Origin of the sequence: Paenibacillus kobensis NBRC 15729 (assembly GCF_004000825.1) — a bacterium.
GTDB lineage: Bacteria > Bacillota > Bacilli > Paenibacillales > Paenibacillaceae > Paenibacillus_T > Paenibacillus_T kobensis.
Window position 1 is genome coordinate 137,279 of sequence record NZ_BILZ01000007.1, and the last position, 20,221, is coordinate 157,499.

General features: G+C 51.0%; 19 protein-coding genes and 1 pseudogene. 18 read left to right on the forward strand and 2 right to left on the reverse strand.

Annotation, left to right across the window (positions count from 1 at the left end):
- The first annotated feature begins 141 nt into the window (after positions 1–141).
- A complete protein-coding gene (locus tag PKO01S_RS07220; protein ID WP_127530642.1) occupies positions 142–348 on the forward strand; it encodes a hypothetical protein in 207 nt (68 codons plus the stop codon).
- 137 nt (positions 349–485) lie between these two features.
- Positions 486–1,265 carry a tRNA (guanosine(46)-N7)-methyltransferase TrmB gene (gene trmB, locus PKO01S_RS07225; protein WP_127530643.1) on the forward strand — a complete coding sequence of 260 codons (780 nt, stop codon included), beginning with the start codon at positions 486–488 and terminating at the stop codon, positions 1,263–1,265.
- 36 nt (positions 1,266–1,301) lie between these two features.
- Here trmB and PKO01S_RS07230 read toward each other — a convergent pair whose 3' ends face one another.
- Positions 1,302–1,862: a phosphatase PAP2 family protein gene (locus PKO01S_RS07230; protein ID WP_127530644.1), complete on the reverse strand. Its 561-nt coding sequence runs from the start codon at positions 1,860–1,862 to the stop codon at positions 1,302–1,304.
- A gap of 277 nt (positions 1,863–2,139) precedes the next feature.
- On the opposite strand from PKO01S_RS07230, the gene PKO01S_RS07235 reads away from it, so the two are divergent.
- From PKO01S_RS07235 to PKO01S_RS07260, 6 genes are all read left to right on the forward strand, one after another.
- A complete protein-coding gene (locus tag PKO01S_RS07235) occupies positions 2,140–3,321 on the forward strand; it encodes a glycosyltransferase family 4 protein (protein ID WP_127530645.1) in 1,182 nt (393 codons plus the stop codon).
- Between the two features lie 327 nt (positions 3,322–3,648).
- Entirely contained in the window at positions 3,649–4,887 is a 1,239-nt protein-coding gene (locus PKO01S_RS07240) for a glycosyltransferase family 2 protein (RefSeq protein WP_127530646.1), read from the forward strand.
- A gap of 191 nt (positions 4,888–5,078) precedes the next feature.
- Positions 5,079–5,657 carry a translation initiation factor IF-3 gene (gene infC / locus PKO01S_RS07245; RefSeq protein WP_127530647.1) on the forward strand — a complete coding sequence of 193 codons (579 nt, stop codon included), beginning with the start codon at positions 5,079–5,081 and terminating at the stop codon, positions 5,655–5,657.
- Between the two features lie 24 nt (positions 5,658–5,681).
- Complete coding sequence (gene rpmI / locus PKO01S_RS07250) at positions 5,682–5,882, forward strand: 50S ribosomal protein L35 (RefSeq protein WP_015842912.1); 201 nt, start codon at positions 5,682–5,684, stop codon at positions 5,880–5,882.
- A gap of 66 nt (positions 5,883–5,948) precedes the next feature.
- Positions 5,949–6,308, forward strand: coding sequence for a 50S ribosomal protein L20 (gene rplT, locus PKO01S_RS07255; RefSeq protein WP_127530648.1), 360 nt, complete (start codon positions 5,949–5,951; stop codon positions 6,306–6,308).
- A 1,139-nt stretch (positions 6,309–7,447) separates the two neighbouring features.
- Positions 7,448–7,879 carry a hypothetical protein gene (locus PKO01S_RS07260; protein WP_127530649.1) on the forward strand — a complete coding sequence of 144 codons (432 nt, stop codon included), beginning with the start codon at positions 7,448–7,450 and terminating at the stop codon, positions 7,877–7,879.
- Here the strand turns inward: PKO01S_RS07260 and PKO01S_RS07265 are convergent.
- A complete protein-coding gene (locus tag PKO01S_RS07265) occupies positions 7,876–8,364 on the reverse strand; it encodes a GNAT family N-acetyltransferase (RefSeq protein ID WP_127530650.1) in 489 nt (162 codons plus the stop codon). The two genes, PKO01S_RS07260 and PKO01S_RS07265, sit on opposite strands and share 4 nt — an antisense overlap.
- Before the next feature lie 493 nt (positions 8,365–8,857).
- On the opposite strand from PKO01S_RS07265, the gene ilvB reads away from it, so the two are divergent.
- The 10 genes and pseudogenes from ilvB to PKO01S_RS29300 all read left to right on the forward strand — a co-directional run bounded on the left by ilvB (position 8,858) and on the right by PKO01S_RS29300 (position 20,158).
- The gene (gene ilvB, locus PKO01S_RS07270) at positions 8,858–10,606 is read left to right on the forward strand and encodes a biosynthetic-type acetolactate synthase large subunit (protein WP_127530651.1); all 1,749 of its coding nucleotides are present in this window, start codon (positions 8,858–8,860) and stop codon (positions 10,604–10,606) included.
- Positions 10,603–11,088, forward strand: coding sequence for an acetolactate synthase small subunit (gene ilvN / locus PKO01S_RS07275; RefSeq protein ID WP_127530652.1), 486 nt, complete (start codon positions 10,603–10,605; stop codon positions 11,086–11,088). Before ilvB ends, ilvN begins: the two co-directional genes overlap by 4 nt.
- A 304-nt stretch (positions 11,089–11,392) precedes the next feature.
- Positions 11,393–12,385 (forward strand): ketol-acid reductoisomerase, encoded by a 993-nt coding sequence (ilvC, locus tag PKO01S_RS07280; RefSeq protein WP_127530653.1) that lies wholly within the window; start codon positions 11,393–11,395, stop codon positions 12,383–12,385.
- A gap of 234 nt (positions 12,386–12,619) precedes the next feature.
- The gene (locus tag PKO01S_RS07285) at positions 12,620–14,053 is read left to right on the forward strand and encodes a sensor histidine kinase (protein WP_127530654.1); all 1,434 of its coding nucleotides are present in this window, start codon (positions 12,620–12,622) and stop codon (positions 14,051–14,053) included.
- Positions 14,007–14,672, forward strand: a complete 666-nt coding sequence (locus PKO01S_RS07290; protein ID WP_127530655.1) for a response regulator transcription factor — start codon at positions 14,007–14,009, stop codon at positions 14,670–14,672. Before PKO01S_RS07285 ends, PKO01S_RS07290 begins: the two co-directional genes overlap by 47 nt.
- Before the next feature lie 668 nt (positions 14,673–15,340).
- The gene (locus tag PKO01S_RS07295) at positions 15,341–16,003 is read left to right on the forward strand and encodes a hypothetical protein (RefSeq protein WP_127530656.1); all 663 of its coding nucleotides are present in this window, start codon (positions 15,341–15,343) and stop codon (positions 16,001–16,003) included.
- Between the two features lie 498 nt (positions 16,004–16,501).
- Entirely contained in the window at positions 16,502–16,684 is a 183-nt protein-coding gene (gene comX / locus PKO01S_RS07300) for a competence pheromone ComX (RefSeq protein WP_127530657.1), read from the forward strand.
- Positions 16,685–16,838: 154 nt separating this feature from the next.
- Positions 16,839–17,039, forward strand: a pseudogene (locus PKO01S_RS29290) (PDZ domain-containing protein); the annotation flags it as partial.
- A gap of 963 nt (positions 17,040–18,002) precedes the next feature.
- On the forward strand, positions 18,003–19,154 hold the full coding sequence (locus tag PKO01S_RS29295) for a sensor histidine kinase (RefSeq protein WP_246070481.1): 1,152 nt from the start codon (positions 18,003–18,005) through the stop codon (positions 19,152–19,154).
- A 227-nt stretch (positions 19,155–19,381) separates the two neighbouring features.
- Positions 19,382–20,158, forward strand: a complete 777-nt coding sequence (locus tag PKO01S_RS29300; protein WP_246070482.1) for a L,D-transpeptidase family protein — start codon at positions 19,382–19,384, stop codon at positions 20,156–20,158.
- The last annotated feature ends 63 nt before the right edge of the window (positions 20,159–20,221 follow it).

Consider the following 20,221-nt stretch of genomic DNA (forward strand, 5'->3'; position numbering starts at 1 on the left):
GCTTGCAATACCTTACATGATGTGTTATCTTAAAAGTGCGACAAATCAATGAAAACAACGGACATTAATCTGACACAGCGCATGAGATAGATTGTCGATTTTCTGGTAATAATATTGAAAAAATCGATGAGGTGATGCGTAATGAATAATGGATTGAAGATCCCGCATGGCGAGGACAAAGTGCAAGTTGAACTGACGATTAAAGAACTGATGGCACTGGCTGGAGCCCGTTTCCCTAATAATCATATGATAGAAGTGAACGCACGCAAGAAGCTGAACGAAGTGCTGGAGCAGGCTTATGAGATTGAATCCGGCGGCCGCGATGCTTCGACAAACGGATATATGTGAACCGATCCGGTGCATGATAAATGAAGGGCAGTCCGCGCGAATGAGCCGGACTGCCCTTCATTTTGTTCCAGACTCTTTACTTTCGGGTTGTTCTTCGTCACAATAGGGACTAGTTTTGATGTGGAGGACGAAAGAAGATGCGCTTACGCGGAAGAAAAGGGATTAGAGAAAGTTTGGAGAGCCAGCCGGAATTGGTCGTGCTGGACGGAACGCAGTATAAGGGACGTTGGAACGAATTTTTCGGCAACGACCGCCCGATCTATGTCGAGCTCGGCATGGGCAAAGGACAGTTCATCAGCACGATGAGCTTCCGCAATCCGGACATTAACTATATCGGCGTCGACATGTATGACGAGCTCATTCGGCGCGGAAGCGAGAAGGCCCGCAAGATTTGGGCAGAGAAGGGCGTAGACAGCCCGCCGAACTTGGCGCTGCTGCGCGCGAATATCGAAGGCATCGAGGATATCTTCGATAAGAATGAGCTGGAACGAATCTATTTGAATTTCAGCGATCCATGGCCGAAGGTTAAGCATGCGCGCCGGCGGCTGTCGCATCCTCGTTTCGTCGCTAAATATATGGAAGTGTTGAATGACCGCGGCGAGATTCATTTCAAGACCGATTCGCAGTCGTTGTTCGAGTTCTCGCTGAACAGCTTCGCCGATATGGAGCTCTTGACGCGCAATATTGCGCTTAACCTCCACAAGGATGGACTGCGGGACGATCTGGTGCCGACGGAATACGAGATGAAGTTTTATGAGCGCGGGCAAAACATTCACCGCATCGAAGTGCTCATCGGCGAGCAAGCCATCGCTTCGTGGCGAAACGCCAAACGCGATGCTGCGGCTGCGGAAGCAGCACGGGAAGCGGAGCGTTCGGACGATGAGGCCGACGGCGATTCGGAAGACGGCGAAGAATAGGCCAAGCATTGCGGATTGGCCGCATGATGGATGACCCTACAATGGAAGCAGCGTAATGGCGCCTGCGCCTGCTGCTGAGCCTAGCAAGGCGCCTGCTGCGACATCGGACGGATAATGGAGTCCGAGATACATGCGGGACCAAGCGACCGACATTCCGAGAAGCAAGGCGGCGGGCATTAACAAACTAGCGGCTGACGACAGTCCCGCTAATTGCATAACCGGAACCAGCCATGCGAATACAGCTGTCGTGTGGCCAGACGGAAAGGAAGAATCCTGCAGCGGTTTGCGGCATGCGTTAATATTCGGCAGCTTCTGATACGGACGGAGTCTGCGGAAACGCCGTTTCATGACGGCTACGGGAAGGTGGCTAACCGCTACGGCTGCAATGCACTGCCAGCCGGCGATGCTCCATGCAGCCGTTCCTGTCAGCGCCGCAAGCAATGCGGTGCCCAGAGTGAAGGAGGCGCCGCCCATATGGGTGACGGTGCTTAGCCATGTGCCCAGTCCTGTCTGCAGCGCGCGGTGCGACGGCCTGCGGTTGGCGATCATAAGCAGTTGATGATCGCGGGAACGAAGCCACCCTAACATACGCTCCATGCCGATCCCTCCGTTATTGATGATGTAACCGCTTCGCTAAATGCGAAGCGGTTTTTTTGTGTTGTGCTGCTGCCGTAACTCGAACCTAATGTAGCACCGGATTATTTGGGCTGTATCATCGCAATGCTAAGCGGATATTAATCAACCTTTAAAGCGGCGTTGATTTCTGGAAAACAGAATATCGCTACATTGTAGTCATGCCGTCGTTTCTGCTGCGTAGAATGAGTGCTGAGGGAACAGTCATGCGGCCAAATCGGGTTAAGCGGAGGCGATCGTAATGCGATTAGCGATTTTTACGGACACGTACGAGCCCGAAGTGAACGGCGTTGCTCGAACGCTAGGGCGTTGGGCTGAGTATTTGCGCCGTCAAGGGATCGAGGCAGCAGTTTTTGCGCCGGATCCGGCAGCGGGGGGACCTCCCCGGCAAACCTCTATTCAAGTACAGAGGTTTGCTTCCCTCCCTTTCTTCTTATATCCGGAATGCAGATTGGCGCTGCCTAATCCGATCCACGTCCGCCGTGCGCTGCAAGACTTCAAGCCGACGCTTATCCACGTTGCAACGCCTTTTAATATGGGACTATTCGGCATTCATTACGCGAAGAAATACCATATTCCCCTCGTTGCGTCTTACCATACGCACTTCGACCGGTACCTTCCGTTTTACAATCTGCAGTGGATGGTAAAGATGTTATGGAGGTACATGGAATGGTTTCATCAGGAATGCCGTGCGATTTTCGTTCCGTCTCCATCGACCCAATCGGAATTGTCGGCAAGAGGCTGGCGCGAAGACCGGCTGCATCTATGGCCGAGGGGCATCCAGACGGATCAATTTTATCCAGGTGCCAATCGCACGGAGTTGCTTGCTTCTATTGGAATTGAACCGGACCGGTTCGTCGTTCTGTACGTTGGACGGGTCGCCCCGGAGAAAGATGTCGGAACGGCGATCGACGCATTCGAGAAGTTCCAGCGGACTGTCTGTCCGGAAGCGGTCATGATCGTCTGCGGGGACGGTCCTTCGTCCCATGAGTTGGAGGAACGGTGTGCCAGAGACCGGCTGCCGGTTAAATTTCTCGGGTTTACGGCACTGCCCCGGTTAAGAGAATGGTATGCATCCGCAGACGTTTTCTTGTTTCCGTCGGCAACTGAAACGTTCGGCAACGTCGTGCTGGAAGCGATGGCATGCGGGGCGCCTGTTGTATGTGCTTCGGCAGGAGGGGTTGCCGATACGGTCGCGCATGGCAGCAACGGGTTATTGTGCGAGCCAGGCAATGCAGAGGCTTTCTCCGATGCGCTGACACGGCTGTACCGGGAGCCGGATGAGCGGCGCGGTCTGGCGGCAAGAGGGCTCGCATACAGCCGGAATCAGTCGTGGGAGACGATATTCGGGCGGCTGCTGTCGCAATTTCTGGACGTCGAATCCGGTAACACAGGCACAAGGGTTCACCGTTTTGTCACATGAGAGGGAGAAAGGAACGGAACTTAACGGTCCGTTCATCCGTTATCAAGTACGTAAGCATTAAAAATGACGCATTTGGATGAAAATAAGGGGGAAGCGAGCGTAATTCGAGGTAATGCCGTTATTCCTCTGGAGTGAAAGCGTTTTTCCAACCGATGACGCTCGTTTTGACGTTCATTCGCTTTTTGACAAAGCGGTCCATACAGTGCAAAATTCACTAAGGCCGAATAAGAGCGTTGTCCAAGTTATCGCTTTACCAAAAAGATTACAGAGAGAAAACAAAAAAAGGGATTGTATTAAAACTGGGGTCTCAAGGGGGCAAATTAATTCATGATTAATGTATTTGTGATGGCGTTTCAGGTATTCCTGGCGTTCGTCGGCGTGTATCAGTTCGTGCTGGCGCTGTTCGGGATTTACCGGAAGAAGGCGAAGCGCCGTCATGAACCGAAGAAGTCGTTCGCTGTACTCGTCGCTGCGCATAACGAGGAGCAGGTCGTAGGCGCTCTGATCGAGAATTTGCAAAAGCTGGATTATCCGAAGGAGTTGTATGACATCTTTGTCATTTGCGACAACTGTACGGATGGTACGGCGGACATCGCACGCAGCTATGGAGTTCACGCTTGCGTACGGAATAATTCAACGCTGCGCGGCAAGGGCTATGCCATTGAGTGGATGTTGAAAGAGCTGTGGAGCATGCCTCGCCAATATGACGCAGTCGTGATGTTCGATGCAGATAATTTGTGCAACAGCGACTTCCTGCACTTGATGAACGACGATCTGTGCGAAGGCCATCAAGTTATTCAAGGCTATCTGGATACGAAGAATCCGAATGACTCTTGGGTTACGGCCGCATATGGCATTACGTATTGGTACTGCAACCGTCTGTGGCAGCTGTCCCGCCGCAATTTGAAAATGGCGAACTTCCTCGGCGGAACGGGCATGTGCTTCGAGTCCAAGCTGCTGAAGGAAATGGGCTGGGGCGCGACAAGCCTTGTAGAAGACTTGGAGTTCACGATGCGCTGCATTCAGCGCGGCGTTCATCCGGTATTGAATTACGATGCGAAAGTTTATGACGAGAAGCCAGTTTCGTTCCGCGCGTCCGCACGCCAGCGGCTGCGCTGGATGCAGGGCCACTTCAACGTAGCGCGCCACTATTTCTTGCCGCTGCTTTGGGCAAGCATAAAGGAGCGCAGCTTCGTCAAATTCGACGCGGCGCTGTATTCCATCTCCGTGTACAACACGTTTATCGGGTTCTTGATGACATTCATGCTGTGGGGCGACAATCTCATTCCGGCAGATAATGTGTTCGGCTCGATTTATGAATATATGCCTTGGTGGGTAGCGGGTGTTGCGATTACCGCTTCGGTTATCATGTTCCCGCTGGCGCTTATTCTTGAGAATGTCCGCAACTGGCGGATGTATGCTCATCTGCTGACGCTGCCATTCTTCCTGTTGTCGTGGTGGCCGATTACGTTCTACGCGTTCTTCACGCAGAACAACAAGCAGTGGAGCCATACGCAGCATACGCGCGTTATCCGGCTGGAAGAAGTGCAAAGCAAGCAAGGATAATATCGGCTGGAGAAAGCAGTTGACGGCGGACTTCCCGGTATGCTATAGTAATCCGGTAACAGTAAAACTTATCGCTTTAAGTAGAGGCACCCGCTTCTCACCTGAACGGCATCGCGCCGGCTGGTTATGCGACCTATCGAATATGAAGCACGCACATCGATGATGGCGTTGCACTAACGAATGGTTATAGCATGCGGGTCCTGACGGGCCCGCATTTTTATTGCGTGGAAACTAAAATTTGGAGGTGGCACGTTATTAGCAGAGAACATCAGATCAACGACGAGATCCGCGCACGTGAGGTTCGCGTAGTCGGACCAGAAGGCGAGCAAATCGGTATTAAGCCGATCCGCGAGGCGCTTCAGATGGCAATCGACGCAAGCATGGATCTCGTTAATGTCGCACCGCAAGCGAAACCGCCGGTATGCCGGATTATGGACTACGGTAAGTTCCGCTACGAGCAGCAGAAGAAAGAAAAGGAAGCACGCAAGAACCAGAAGATCGTCGATCTGAAGGAAGTGTGGTTCCGCTCCAACATCGAGGAGAACGACTACCAGACGAAGCTTCGCAACGTCGTGAAGTTTCTTAAGGAAGGCGACAAGGTCAAATGCTCCGTCCGCTTCCGTGGACGTGAGATCGCGCATTCCGCGATCGGACAACGGATTCTTGATCGTCTATCCAAAGAAGTCGCCGAGTTATGCAGCGTTGAACGCGTCCCGAAACTGGAAGGCCGCAGTATGATCATGATTTTGGCGCCCAAAATTACTAGTTAACATAATTCAAGGAGGAAGATTCGAATGCCTAAGATGAAAACGCACAGCAGTCTGAAAGACCGCTTCAAAATTACCGGAACGGGCAAAGTAAAACGCTATAAAGCGTACAGAAACCACTTGCTGTCCCACAAATCCGGCCGTCAAAAACGCGTTCTGGCTGGTCAACCGCTTATGGCTGCAGGCGACGTTCGCCGCATTCAACAAGGTCTGGCTAACCTGAAATAGTCCATTATCGCGAGGGTCTCGCGATGCACCTTATAAACTAAACCAACCTACAGGAGGTCTTCACTCATGGCAAGAGTTAAAGGCGGATTCGTCCGCGCTCGTCGTCGTAAACGGATTTTGAAGCTGGCGAAAGGTTACTTCGGTTCGAAACATCGCCTGTTTAAAACAGCAAAAGAGCAAGTAATGAAATCCCTGTTGTATGCATACCGCGACCGTCGTCAAGTTAAACGCGACTTCCGCAGACTGTGGATCGTTCGTATTAACGCGGCAGCTCGTCAAAACGGCCTTTCGTACAACAAATTCATGTACGGCCTGAAACTCGCTGGCATCGAAGTGAACCGTAAGATCCTCGCTGACCTCGCAGTCAACGACATCAACGCGTTCAACTCGCTCGCAGGCGTTGCAAAACAAAAAATCAACGCGTAGTTTACGCGTTTCGAGAGCCTTGTCCTGAATCGGGACAAGGCTTTCTTTCTATTTTAACTCATCATTCTTTCCGTGCCGTATGAACCCTGCCCACCCAAACCCTCGGGATATCTACCCACCCAAACCCTCCCTGCAAGGGAGGGCCCCAAGGGCTCCGCCCTCTGGACTCCCGGAGGACTAACCTTGTGAGGTTGGAGCACGGAGCCGCTCTTCGTCCCTAACGGGACCCGCTAACGTTAACGGTATCTAGACTAGGGTCCACATTTGCATCTTATCCGCCAATCCGCGCCCCCTGCGTGCTGCTCCTCGCTTTCCATCCCTAACGGGACCCGCTCTACTTTTGGAGTTCTCCCGCCATTAGTTCAAGCCTCCAGTAAGTCGACTCGAACAGAACAACCCCAGCAACCCAGTTAACATTATAGATCGCCTTTGGCACGCCGCTAGCAACGAATCGAGGAAGCGTTAATCGGTGCGAACGGGCAACTATTCGATTTAACGAACTGAGGAAACGTTATTCGAAGGCAAAAGCTGGTTTTGTGTTCGAAAACGACCAGATATCGTTCGTGGAGTTCGTAAGGTTTGTGAAGAGGCGAAAATAGCTCAATTAGCGCTTCTGCGGTTCTTTAGAGTTGTGTGAGCCGAAAATCGGCGGCGAAGCGACCAACATGGGGAGCGGTAAAGGTAGAGCGTGTCCCGACGGGACGAAAGCGAGCTGCAGCACGATTGATGGGAGGGGCGTCGAATAGGAGGCGGAAGGGAGAGTGTGGATAGGTGCATTGGGTGTGGAGCGGGTCCGGAGGACGGAAAGCGTGGAGACGGACAGCAGTGGTTAGAACGGGCTTAGGGGAGTCCAGAGGGCGCGAGCCCTATGGGGCCCTCCCTTGCAGGGAGGGTTTGGGTGGGTGGAAAGAGCCTTTGAGGGTTTGGGTGTGAAAATGGCTTGGGGCGCAGCCCCTATTGGGAGTTTGATGGCACAGCCCTCAATGTGAGAAGGGGGAGTCTGAGGGCACAGCCCTCAAAAAAAAGGCCTCCATAATAAGGGAGGCAAGGCGGCGGGTGCCCCTCCGGTACAAACGTACATGCAGAGGCTAAAGCGCATGCATAGTCTACAAGACGACGGGAGAGGGGGGGGATTATGCATGCGTAATGTTTCCGAGCATGAAGTGAGGAAACTGATCGGCAGAACGATCTATGCGACAAGACGTGACGGGTCGGTCGTGGTCGGAAGGCTGATGCGTGTTGAAGATAATAAGCTTTATGTAGAGACGGTCGGCAATAGCGGAGGTATACAGACACGGGCGATATTGCCGCTCATCTTGTTTGATTTGCTCGCGATCGGCTTATTCGCCGGAGGCGGCTTCGGCGGTGGCGGAAAATGCTGCCCGCCGTACGGTGGAGGCGGCTACGGATATGGTGGCGGCGGCTACGGCTACGGAGGCGGGCCAGGATATGGACCGTACGGTGGTGGCGGCGGTTACGGGCCGTATGGCGCCGGATACAACAACGCCGGTCCATACGGGCCGAAGGGCGGTCCGTACTACGGGCCCAAAAGCGGAGGATACGATTACTAAGATCGGCGGGCTAACCGCCGGCTTCTAGATGCAAGCCTGACGAACGGTTTGCGCATTTCGTGGCAGCGGAATTTGTCTGCGAATCCGGTGACGCGGTAGCCAAGCTTCTCGTAGAAGCGGACTGCCGCGTCGTTGCTTTCGTCCACAAAGAGAAGCGCTTCGCGGCAGCCCGAAGCCATGCCGTATTGTTCTGCGCGTTCCATAAGGTTAGCGCCGACGCCTCGCTTGCGGCAAGTTGGATGAACAGCTAACAGATCGACATATAAGACTTCGCCCTGCGCAATGGCATGGACAAACCCATAAGGATAATTTGTAGTGGAATAGGAAGCGACATAGGTTGCGCCCATATCAAGCCTTGCCCTTAGCTCTTTTTGGGATGGGGCGTCTTGAAGCGAGTACAGATAGGAGAACGGAATGATTTCGTCCCGAATGAGTTGGAGAATCGGCGCATCGTCCGAATGTGGTGATCTAGCGCGGATCGTCACTGCGATCGCCTCCCTTGCGGTGCTACCGTAGTGTATGCGGAGCCGCCGCAGACGGCGAAACCATTACATAAGTTTTCCGGCAAGAGAGCATCCTAGGCTTGACGAACCGAAAACGCGGGCATATAATAGGTTCTAAGCTAATACGTTATCGGCAATGATGAGGACGAAGTGTTAAGGGCTCTTTTGCTCAGAGAGCGGATGGAACTTGCTGCAACCATCGCCAAAACCCCTTTTCGACGAGCTCACCTCGGAGCTATTCCCTTGAAAAGCGATTCAATCGCGCATTAGGGGGAATCGACTGGCACACGTTACTGTGCTGATGGGTAGAAACGTTTGTGCACGCCGTTTTTACCTGCCGAGGTTGCGCATTGCGAGATGCGTAATAAATTTGGGTGGTACCACGGAAGATCATGCCTTTCGTCCCGTTGCTCTCTTATGAGTAGACGGTGACGGAAGGCTTTTTTGTTTGGTTTTGATGAAAGGAGAGATGAAGATGGCGACGCAAGGCGCAACACTGCGTTCGAAACAAGAACTGATCGAGAAAATGAGCAAACCGGAGGTCATTACCGGTTCCGAAATATTGCTTCGCAGTCTGGTGCTTGAGGGAGTCGAATGCGTATTCGGCTATCCGGGCGGCGCCGTCTTGTACATTTATGACGCGATGCACGGGTTCAATGATTTCCATCACATCCTGACCCGCCACGAGCAAGGCGCGATTCATGCGGCAGACGGCTATGCACGCGCAAGCGGCAAGGTCGGCGTTTGTATCGCGACATCGGGTCCAGGGGCGACGAACCTTGTAACGGGTATCGCAACAGCATATATGGATTCCGTACCGCTTGTCGTCATTACGGGCAACGTGGTTCAATCCGCAATGGGCACGGACGCATTCCAAGAGGCTGACATCGTCGGTATTACGATGCCGATCACGAAGCACAGCTATCTGGTACGCAACGCTGAGGATCTGCCGCGCGTCATTCACGAGGCATTCCATATCGCCAACACGGGCCGCAAAGGTCCGGTTCTGATCGACATTCCGAAAGACGTATCGGCTGCTAAGACGCTGTTCAAGCCGGCTACGGAAGAAGTGACGATGCGCGGTTATAACCCAACCGTATCGCCGAAGAAGCAGCAAGTGGACAAAATGCTCAAGGCGATCGAGGAAGCGGAGCGTCCGCTCATTCTCGCAGGCGGCGGCGTTGTATACTCCGGCGCTCACGAGGAACTGCTTGAGTTCGCGACGAAGTCCGGCATTCCGGTCGTCACGACGCTGCTTGGCCTCGGCGGCTTCCCAAGCGGCAACGATCTGTGGGTCGGCATGCCGGGCATGCACGGCGCGTACGCATCGAACAAAGCGATTCAAGACTCGGATCTGCTCATTAATATCGGCGCGCGTTTCGATGACCGCGTCACGATGAAGCTGGACGGCTTCGCGCCGAAAGCGAAAATCGTTCATATCGATATCGATCCAGCCGAAATCGGCAAAAACGTTCCGACGGACATTCCAATCGTCGGCGATGTGAAGACGGTGCTTCAAACGGCGAATCAAGAAGTGCGCCCAGCATCGAAAGCCGGAGCATGGCGGGAGCAAATTACGGCATGGAAGACGCAGTTCCCATTGTCGTATGTAGATTCCGACGTTGAATTGAAGCCGCAATGGGTTATCGAGATGCTGCATGAGACGACGAACGGCGAAGCAATCGTCACGACGGACGTTGGCCAGCACCAGATGTGGGCAGCTCAATATTACAAATTCAATCAGCCTCGCTCCTTCGTCACTTCGGGCGGCCTTGGCACGATGGGCTTCGGATTCCCGTCGGCAATCGGCGCTCAGATGGCGAACCCGGACCGCGTGGTCGTATCGATCAACGGCGACGGCGGCATGCAAATGTGCGCGCAAGAGCTTGCGATCTGCTCGATTAACAACATTCCGGTCAAGGTAGCGATTATCAATAACCAAGTGCTCGGCATGGTTCGCCAGTGGCAAGAAATCATCTACGACAACCGTTACAGTCACATCGACCTCGCAGGCAGCCCGGACTTCGTTAAGCTTGCAGAAGCTTACGGCGTCAAAGGGTTCCGCGCGTCGAACAAAGAGGAAGCCCGTGAAGCCTGGGAAGCGGCTCTTCGCCATCCAGGTCCGGCAGTCGTAGAATTCGTCGTCCGCAAAGGCGAGAACGTGTATCCGATGGTTACGCAAGGAAACACGATTGACGAAATGATCTTGGGGGATGCGGAATGAAAAAACATACTGTAGCAATTCTCGTCAACGATCAGCCAGGCGTTCTGCAGCGTGTATCAGGCCTGTTTGGACGCCGCGGCTTCAATATTGAGAGCATTACGGTCGGTTCCAGTGAAGAGCCGGGCTTGTCCCGGATGGTTATCGTAACGTCCGGCGACGACGATACACTGGAGCAAATTACGAAGCAGCTGTATAAGCTGATCGACGTAATCAAAGTCATCGACATCAGCAGCAGCCCTATGGTTGCCCGCGAGCTCGCACTCATCAAGGTGGGTGCGGAGCCTGCGGCTCGTCCGGAAGTGCTCGGCGTCGTCGAAACGTTCCGCGCAGCGGTCGTCGACATCGGTCCTTCGTCGCTCATCGTACAAGTTGTAGGCGATACGGAGAAAATCGACGCGATGGTCGAGCTTCTGAAGCCTTACGGCATTCGTGAGCTGTCGCGTACAGGTGTAACGGCGATGATTCGCGGCACAGCCAAGTAAGTTGTCGCGGCTCGCCGGCAATCGGGCAACCGATCGGCGAGGCGGGCTAAGCGAACTGGCAATTCCTGCGGCTATCCTAGCGCATGGTTGCAAGGTATTATTAACGTAAGCGAGCAAGAGGCAATTATCGTACAGTCAGGCGCTTATTGCGGACAAGCAGCCGCAGCAAATACACAGGAACAACAGCCCGCATTGGGCGGGTGTTTAAGCCGGGAATTCGACTGGAGTCCGTGCGGCTCACACGTTCGCTTCTCTGTTTAAACACCCGCTCAATGAGGGTTCAATTTAAAGGAGGCATTTTCTAATGGCAGTTACGTTGTACTATGAAAAAGATGCAGACCAAAGCGTTCTCGCAGGCAAAACGATTGCAGTTATCGGCTACGGCTCCCAAGGCCACGCGCAAGCACAAAACCTTCGCGACAGCGGCCTGAAAGTTATCATCGGCCTGCGCCCTGGTAAATCGGCTGACAAAGCTAAGAACGACGGCTTCGAAGTATTGAACGTTGCGGAAGCAGTTAAAGTAGCTGACGTTGTTCAAATCCTTATGCCTGACGAAACGCAAGCGAAAGTATATAAAGAAGAAATCGAGCCTAACCTCAAAAAAGGCGCAGCGCTCATGTTCTCCCACGGCTTCAACGTTCACTACGGCCAAATCGTACCTAACAAAGATACGGACGTATTGCTGGTTGCTCCTAAATCGCCGGGCCACATGGTTCGTCGTACGTACGTTGAAGGCTTCGGCGTTCCTGGCTTGATCGCTATCGAGCAAGACGCTACGGGCAATGCAAAAGCAATCGGCCTCGCTTATGCTAAAGGCATCGGTTGTACGCGTGCCGGCGTTATCGAAACGTCGTTCCGCGAAGAGACGGAAACGGATCTGTTCGGTGAGCAAGCTGTACTGTGCGGCGGTGCTACGGCACTCGTTAAAGCAGGCTTCGAAACGCTCGTTGAAGCAGGCTACGCTCCAGAAATGGCTTACTTCGAGTGCTTGCACGAGCTGAAGCTGATCGTCGACATGATGTATGAAGGCGGCATGGCTTCGATGCGCGACTCCATCTCGAACACGGCTGAATACGGCGACTACGTTACAGGCCCGCGCGTCGTAACGGAAGACACGAAGAAAGCGATGAAAGCGGTTCTGGACGACATCCAATCCGGCCGTTTCGCACGCGACTTCATCCTCGAGAACCAATCGAACAAAGCGATGATGACGGCTACTCGCCGCCGCGAAGCAGAGCATCCGATCGAGCAAGTCGGCGGACAACTGCGTGAATTGATGCACTGGATCAAGAAGTAATTTTTGATTAAGGTATCATCATAAGCTTTAACTTCAAAATCCCGGTCATGGAAGGCCGTACAGCAGGCATCTTATACAGATGTCTGCTGGGCTCCCATGGTTCGGGATTTTTTTGTTGGCTGTTCACCGATTAAGGCGGCGCAATTTTATGGAGTTTTAAAGAGAGGTCGTCCTTTATCATGCTATAATGGGATAGACTGTTAATGGCATGAACGATTAGAGAGGAAGATCAGCATGGTCGTCGTCTGGGCAGTATTGTGGCTTGCCGCGTTGTTATTGCTGCTGGTTAACCGGAGAAGTCCGGTATTTCGCTGGCTTGGACTGGTCGCGTTCAGCGGCGGCAGCGGTGCACTAGCTTCCGTCATGGACGGCTGGATTACAGCTTATGATGCAGATCCGTCCTCGTACGATACGGCTGAGATGCTGCGCCATATCCAACGGCTCTGTTCTTGGACGAGCTACTATGGGCTTCCATACGGCTATTTGCTTTTCGCGGTAAGTTATCATGGCAATGCGCTTCCAGTGAAGCTGGGGAAGTGGATGCCTTGGGCGGCATTGATACCGGTACTCATCATGCTGGCGCTGCCGATCGACGGCGGTTATCCGGTTGCCTACCTGCCGCTCGGCTGTTGGGCCATTCCTTATATGCTGATTGGAACGGGATTAATTGTAACCAAGCGAGCGGGGCATCCGGCGGAATGGAAGGCGCATTTGACCGTTACGGCTGCGGTGGTGCCTGCAGTGCTGTTCGCGCTGGCCATGAACTATACGATGCCGTTGTTCGGCGTATACCGGTTGTGGCAATACAATGTATGGTCGATACCTATCGCCTTTTTAATATTCATAATTGCACTGTTCAAATACGGATTTCTAGGCGTCCAGCTCATGATCGAGCGGCGCAAACTTGACTACTCGATGCGTGCAATCACGAGCGGAACAGCGATGTTGAACCATGCGATTAAGAATGATATTGCCAAGATCAAGCTGTTCGCAGATAAAATAAGCCGTTCTTCTGGCGACGAATCGGGCGGAATGCAAGCGGACACCGCAGTTATTACACGATCTGTGGAGCATATCGAGGCAATGATTCGCAGCGTTCATGAACGGACGCAGGAGCTTGTGCTTCGGGCCGAACGTATTGATCTGGCTCAGCTTGTACGCGCACAGGCGGCTGTCATTCAGCCTGCTGCGGAAGCAACAGGTGTAGCAGTCGTGCTGAATGCCGGTGATACGGCGGCTATAGAGGTGCTCGCTGACGCGGCTCAGACGCAGGAAGCGCTGCATAATGTAATCAATAACGCGCTTGAAGCGATGCCGCGGGGCGGGGAATTGACGATATCTTTAACTGGGGGCAAACGAGGCTCTATTATCGAGATTAGAGATACCGGGTGCGGCATTGAGAAGCATCATTTGCACAAAGTAACGGAACCGTTCTTTACGACGAAGAGCGGCAAATCAATGAATTTCGGTCTTGGCTTGGCTTATTGCAGCCAGCTTATGAGCCGGCAAGGCGGAGAGCTTCGGATTCGAAGCGAACTGGGGCAGGGAACAGTCGTGACGCTGGTTTTTCCGGCACCGCGCAGAAATGCAGTTAGAACGAAGGGACAAGGAGTGGGGATCGATGGATCAAAAGCAACCGGCGATACGCGTTATGCTCGTCGAGGATGATGACGATTGGAGGCGCGGGTTGGCGTCTTATTTGAACGCGGAGCCGGATATGGCGGTTGTTGCTGATACGGGCGATCCGGATCAGACGGCCGCGCTGTGCGACAGCTCGCAGCCATCGGTTATTTTGCTCGATATTATGATGGCGGACAGTCCGGCGGGGCTGAGGCTGGCAGAACAGCTATCGAGGCAGTCACAGGCGAGGATCATCATGCTCACCTCGATGGAGGATGGCGGATTCGTATCCGAGGCACTGCGTGCAGGCGCGGTCAACTACATCGTCAAGTCGGATTTTACGGCGATACCAGCGGCGGTGCGCCAAGCGGCTGCTGACCGTTCCGATATCGACGCCTCGGCAGCCAAGCTTGTGCTGGAGGAACTCCGGCGGTTGCGTACGGTCGAAAGAGAGTTTGAGGTTGACCGGTTCAAGCGTCAAGTGACGCCAGCGGAGGTGCAAGTGCTGTCGATGATTTATGACGGCAACAGCCAGTCGCAAATCGCGGAGAAGTCGTTCCTGTCTATCCGCACGGTGAAAAATCATGTCGGCAACATCCTACGGAAGCTCGGCGTCGTCAGCAGTAAGGAGGCGGCGGAGAAGGCAAAGCATATGGGATTGTTCTAGGAACCTACCGAGGGCTGCGCCCTCTGGACACCCCCTTTTTAATTCACCCCAACCCTCAAGGGCTTTTTCCACCCACCCAAACCCTCCCTGGAAGGGAGGGCCCCAGAGAACTCGCGCCCTCTGGACTCCCCTAAGCAGTTTTTTGCTAGTGTCGAGCGTGACCTCGCTTTCCACCCCTTGCGGGGCACGCTCTTTTGCGTACGTATCTAGGTTCAGTTCGCCGTCTGCCCCCTACTCGTTGCCCCTCCCATCATACGTGCTTACCCTCGCTTTCCGTCCCTGCGGGACCCGCTTAACTTTAAGTGCTCCCCAGCTTGGATGCTTCGCCCCGATTCGCGGGCTCCGCGCTTAGAAGTTCACTCCGGCTCCCGGCTCCGCTAACGAATCGTATGAACGCTATATCGCGCATTTTGGCAATATTCCAGTTCTAACGAACTCCAGAGACGTTATTGCGTACGTGTTACTTCAAAATGATTGGTTTCGGATGAAATAACGCTTGATGGGTTCGTTAGATTCTCAAAACAGTGAAATCAGAGTGAATAAGGCGAATACGATTCGTTACAGCATCCTGCCTGCCCAAACCGTCCCTCCCTGAAAGGAACTGAGGATATTCATTTGTTATGATGTTCGTGTGGAGTTGTATGGGAAAGAGAAAGGAGAAATAATGAATGAACTGGTTAAAGCAAATGGATAATTATATGTTCTGCTCAAATACAGCGCTTGAACAACCAGAGTTCAGTATAGAGACAGTCCACTCTTGCAACGCAGATTATCTTACTGAGATTGGTCAATTTATGATTGCTCCAGTAGATGACAACACTCAGATACAAATTCCTGTGAAAAATAAGAATGCCTATGACGTGATCCTTCAGGACCTTGCACCGCACTTCGATAAAGTTCAAGCAGTCTATGTACAAGAAAGCATTGAACAAGTTATTTTATCTCAGTTAAAAGCCGGCTCACAAAAACGGTTGGAGGATTTGGTTCGAAAACAAACTGTTAGCCCGCTGGTAAGGGATCTGTATAGGAGCGGCATTTCTAAAAGTGATCATTTTCCTATGAAGCTGCAGTGGTTTCAATTAATAAATGCCGAGATGGATGGGTATGGGAACATCGTTGCTAGTGATTTGATATGGTTTATTGAAAACACTTTTTTGGCTAATGGAACACTTGCTATCTTACCCACTGGATGGAAGTTAAATGATGATTTAAAGAACAGTATTGCCCTGCGTTTCTTTGCTCGCCACTTTGATAATGTTTGTATAGGTGTAAGTTTAGATATGAACGTTGAAATGCTGCAAATTTCAAATTGTAACCCTTCAAGTGTATAGGTCATTTCAAGTTTCAGTTTTTGAATTATTCCTTTAATTGGTTACTTTTCATGCGTTGGTGTGGCCTCATTCAGCTTTCTCACGATAACGTGTGGAGAGGGCTATTTGCTTATATGTCGCATCGTACTGTTACGAAAGAGTGATTGCGGTAGGGCAATACAAGCATGACATAACAGTCTTTATTCATAGTAAGGGAGTGCTAAGTACGGACTTGGGCTGGGCAGATGGAAGCAGGATGAAGCGAGGCAGGCATTATACGCAGTCCTAGTGGCGGATATATGCGGAGTGATTGCGGTTTCGTGTGTAAGCGCTTTATGTTAGGCACAGCCTCAAATACGTTATATTTCCAATACCTAGGATAAGATAGGTGTCTGTATCCAGACCGCAATGGTTTCTGCGGTATAACGCAAAGTGTATTGCGATGCAGCGAGGTAGTACCAATGCTATACTGGGGACAAGAGTTGAAAATTACATATTATATAAAAGGTGGTAATGACGGTGCTTAAAGAACTGATAGCACAATTGAAACAAAACCACGGAATGAGGACTCAGTTTGCACAAGGTAATGTAGCATTCGCAGGTGTTAATATGAATCAGCAGCAAGCTATGATTGATATTTTGAAAGGCCAGGAAACGGCTAAAGAGCAGGTTCGTGCAGGTAATTTCTGGATTGGTGAATAGGAAAGAAAGATTAAACCGGCAACGATAAATCGGTGCCGGTTTTTTAAGGAGTCTATAATCTGTGATTAACATGAAATATAGAAATTGGATGTTCTTAGTGCTAACACTAGTTATTGCAGGATGGAGCACACTGCTGTATTTTAGTATTCCATACATGGGTATTAGATTAAACGAAGTGAATGGTGAGTGGATTGTAGCCTCAGTGGAAAAAGAAGCTTGGGGTGCACAGGAAGGAATTTCGCTAGGGGATATTATAACTCAAGTAGATCATCAGCCGGTTGAATGGAAGAGACAAGTTGCGAGTCTCAAAATTGATAATGCGACAAGTATTACGGTAATGAGAGATGGGAGCACTATGGAATTCGATTTCTCGGATATGTCCGAAAGACCCATCCAGTGGAACCATTACATTATTCCTATGGCTTTATTCGTATTGATGCTAAACATCTCTTTGTTTATTGCGTACAAGAAGCCAGATGATATCTCGGTTTCATTGTTAATATTGTTTTTAATGTCAGTATCCGTTGGCTATTTATCGGCATACGGAAATACGGTCGGGGACAATGTCTCAGCTATAGTTTTCGAGCTCGCACTGACATTATCACCTGTATTGTTTCTTCATTTCGTAAGAAGTTACTTTAGCAAAATAGGGATTGTTTCGGTTCACAAACGAGTTGTTTATATTGGATATGGTACGGTTGTAGCGTGGAATATTTTTTATTTGCTCTACGTTCTCGGTATCACTAGTGTTCGAAGTACGCCATTATTTATTAAATACCAAGGAATTGGTATATTTATTGCTGGGACTCTATTCGCAATGCTAGTTCAAGTCCGAATGTACATGAAGTATCGTAATTCCTCGCAACAAGCTTTAATGAAATATATGATGATCGGCAATATCGCTGCATTCTTGCCATTTATTAGTCTAAGCCTATTGCCTGTGTTCTTAGTAGGAAAGTTCATAGTGAGCGGTGGCGTAGCTGCATTGTGTTTATTATTTTTGCCAGTAACTTATTTGTATCTCCTTGTTTCTAACCAATTGTTCGATATCGAGTTTATTATAAACAGACTGCGATATTATGTGATCATTGCCTTCTTGCCGACCTTGTTATTCCTAGGTGGATTTGAACTTGTCTTCATTGATACTTCGATTCGACCTATCGTGTGGGGCCGGATGTTTGTAGTGACGTACGCTGTAAGTATTCTCTTCCTATATGTTAGAGAAATATTGGATCGCAAACTTCGCAATAAGGTCATTAAAGGTGCGCACGAGTTCGAGCAAAGCTTGGAGTGCTTCTCTAATAGGGTGTCCGATGTAATGAAGGTAAGCGAGCTGGAGCAATGTTTACAGAAGGAATTGCTCGATTTGCTGCCGATTGATTCGGTCGGATTCATTGACTGCGGCATGGAAGAAGAGCAAGCGATGAAGTTAAAACGAACACACGGCAACGTCCCATTCGAAGAACTGCATGCGCAACTACAACATAATTGGTCGAGTGTAAGAGTTGGGGTAGGGCGGAAGCTGACGAAAGGGATCTGTTATAAGATCGGTCAAGGCCGCGGAACGCAGCATTTGGTATGGATCGGCGACAAGGTCAATCATACGGAGTTTAATCATGACGAGAAAATGTGGCTGCGCACGATGATCACTCACGTCGGGTTTGTGTACCAGAACCTTCAGCTTATTGAGGGACTTGTACAGGATCTTGATTTGAAGAGAGAAGAAGCTCCGCCGTGGGTTCTACGCCTGTTGTTCCGGTTATCGGAGCAAGAGAGACGCAAGCTAGCCAACGATCTTCATGATTCAGCCCTTCAGGATCAGCTGGTGTGGTACCGCAAGCTGGAAATGCTCGTGAACGACGATGATGAGCTGTCGGCGAATACCCGTACGAACTTGAATGAAATTAGTGAAGGCTTACTCGATGTCGTCCATCAGATCCGCGAAACGTGTAATGAGCTTAGGCCGCCGTTCTTGCAGGAGATGGGTATCATCCAAGCTATTGAAAATTTAATTGCGTATGCGCAGTTAAATGCGAACTTCACGGTTACGTTCGACCATCAAGATTTTGGCGCGGAGCTTGATGATGAATACGTGCTGGCAGTTTATCGAATTACGCAAGAGCTGCTGCGCAACGGAATGAAGCATTCGAAGGCGACGCATATCCATTTGCAGCTCCATGATGAAGGGCGGAGCGTTCGTTATTGTTACAAGGATAACGGAATCGGTATCGAGATGGAACGATTGCAGCAGACTTTTGACCATATGGGGCTGACTGGCATTCGGGAGAGGGTGTCTGGACTAGAAGGTGAGACGGTTTTGCGTACGGCGCCAGGTGAAGGATTAGAGGTCGATATCCTATTGCCGCTGCCGGCTGAAGACTTGGAGCAAGATGAGGAGCATGTGAGGAGGACAATTGATAATCACACGACGCGCCCGATACTAAGATTCCCGCAATCCGCGGAGATATAGATCGGGACTACATCAATTTAGTTGCGATATGTACGAAGTTGTAGTTCAGGAACCACTTATCTGCTTCATATATTGATTCAGATTTCAATATATGAACAGGAGGTTGGCTCGTCCTGAAACGGTACGGTGTAAGAGCGGGTATTGTTTTTGTCGTATTGGCGCTAATATGTAATCTTATATTTATAACCAGCGCGTTCGCGGAGGAAGAGCATCATCAGTTGATCATTGTGAACAAGAAGACGAACAAGTTGGCTTTTTATGACAACGGTGAGTTGATTAAGACATTTCCCGTTGCAACGGGCAGAACGAGCAAGCTAACTCCTGAAGGCAGCTTCAAAATCGTGAACAAAATTAAAGACCGGCCCTACTACAAGGAGAAAATTGCTGGCGGCGATCCTCGCAATCCTCTCGGCGATCGATGGATGGGGCTAGAGGTGAATGGAACCTACGGAACGACTTATGCGATTCACGGTAATAACAACAGCAAATCGATCGGCAAGTATGTCAGTTCCGGTTGCATTCGCATGTATAATGACGACATCCACTGGCTGTTCCCGCAAATTGAGATCGGAACGAAAGCCATTCTCACGACGTCGGATCTTTCTTTTGATAAGATTGCAGAAGAACATGATTATCCGATACTGAAGTTTTACGATGGGGCGCTGCGATTGAACGGCAAAAAGATCGATCTTGAAACGAAGCTGATTGTCATCGACTCCCGCGTGTATATCCCCATGAGAGAAATATTCGAGATCATTGGCGCAACAGTAAAATGGAACAACAAAACGCAAACCGTTACCGCTGTCGTTAACGGAAGAACGATTAAACATAAACCGCCGTCCAATATCGTGAACGTAGACGGGAAAGACGTTGAAATTACGGTTTCGAAAGTCATAGACAATACAGTCATGCTGCCTATCCGAAATATATCCGAGCTGACGGGCTACAAGGTCGAATGGAACGCCAAGGCGAAGGAAATCCGTCTGACGGGTACGAAGAAATAGTGCGGTTGCCCTCGCATTATAGCAGTTTATAGCAGCTGACGAAGACTGGTAAAGTCTTCGTCA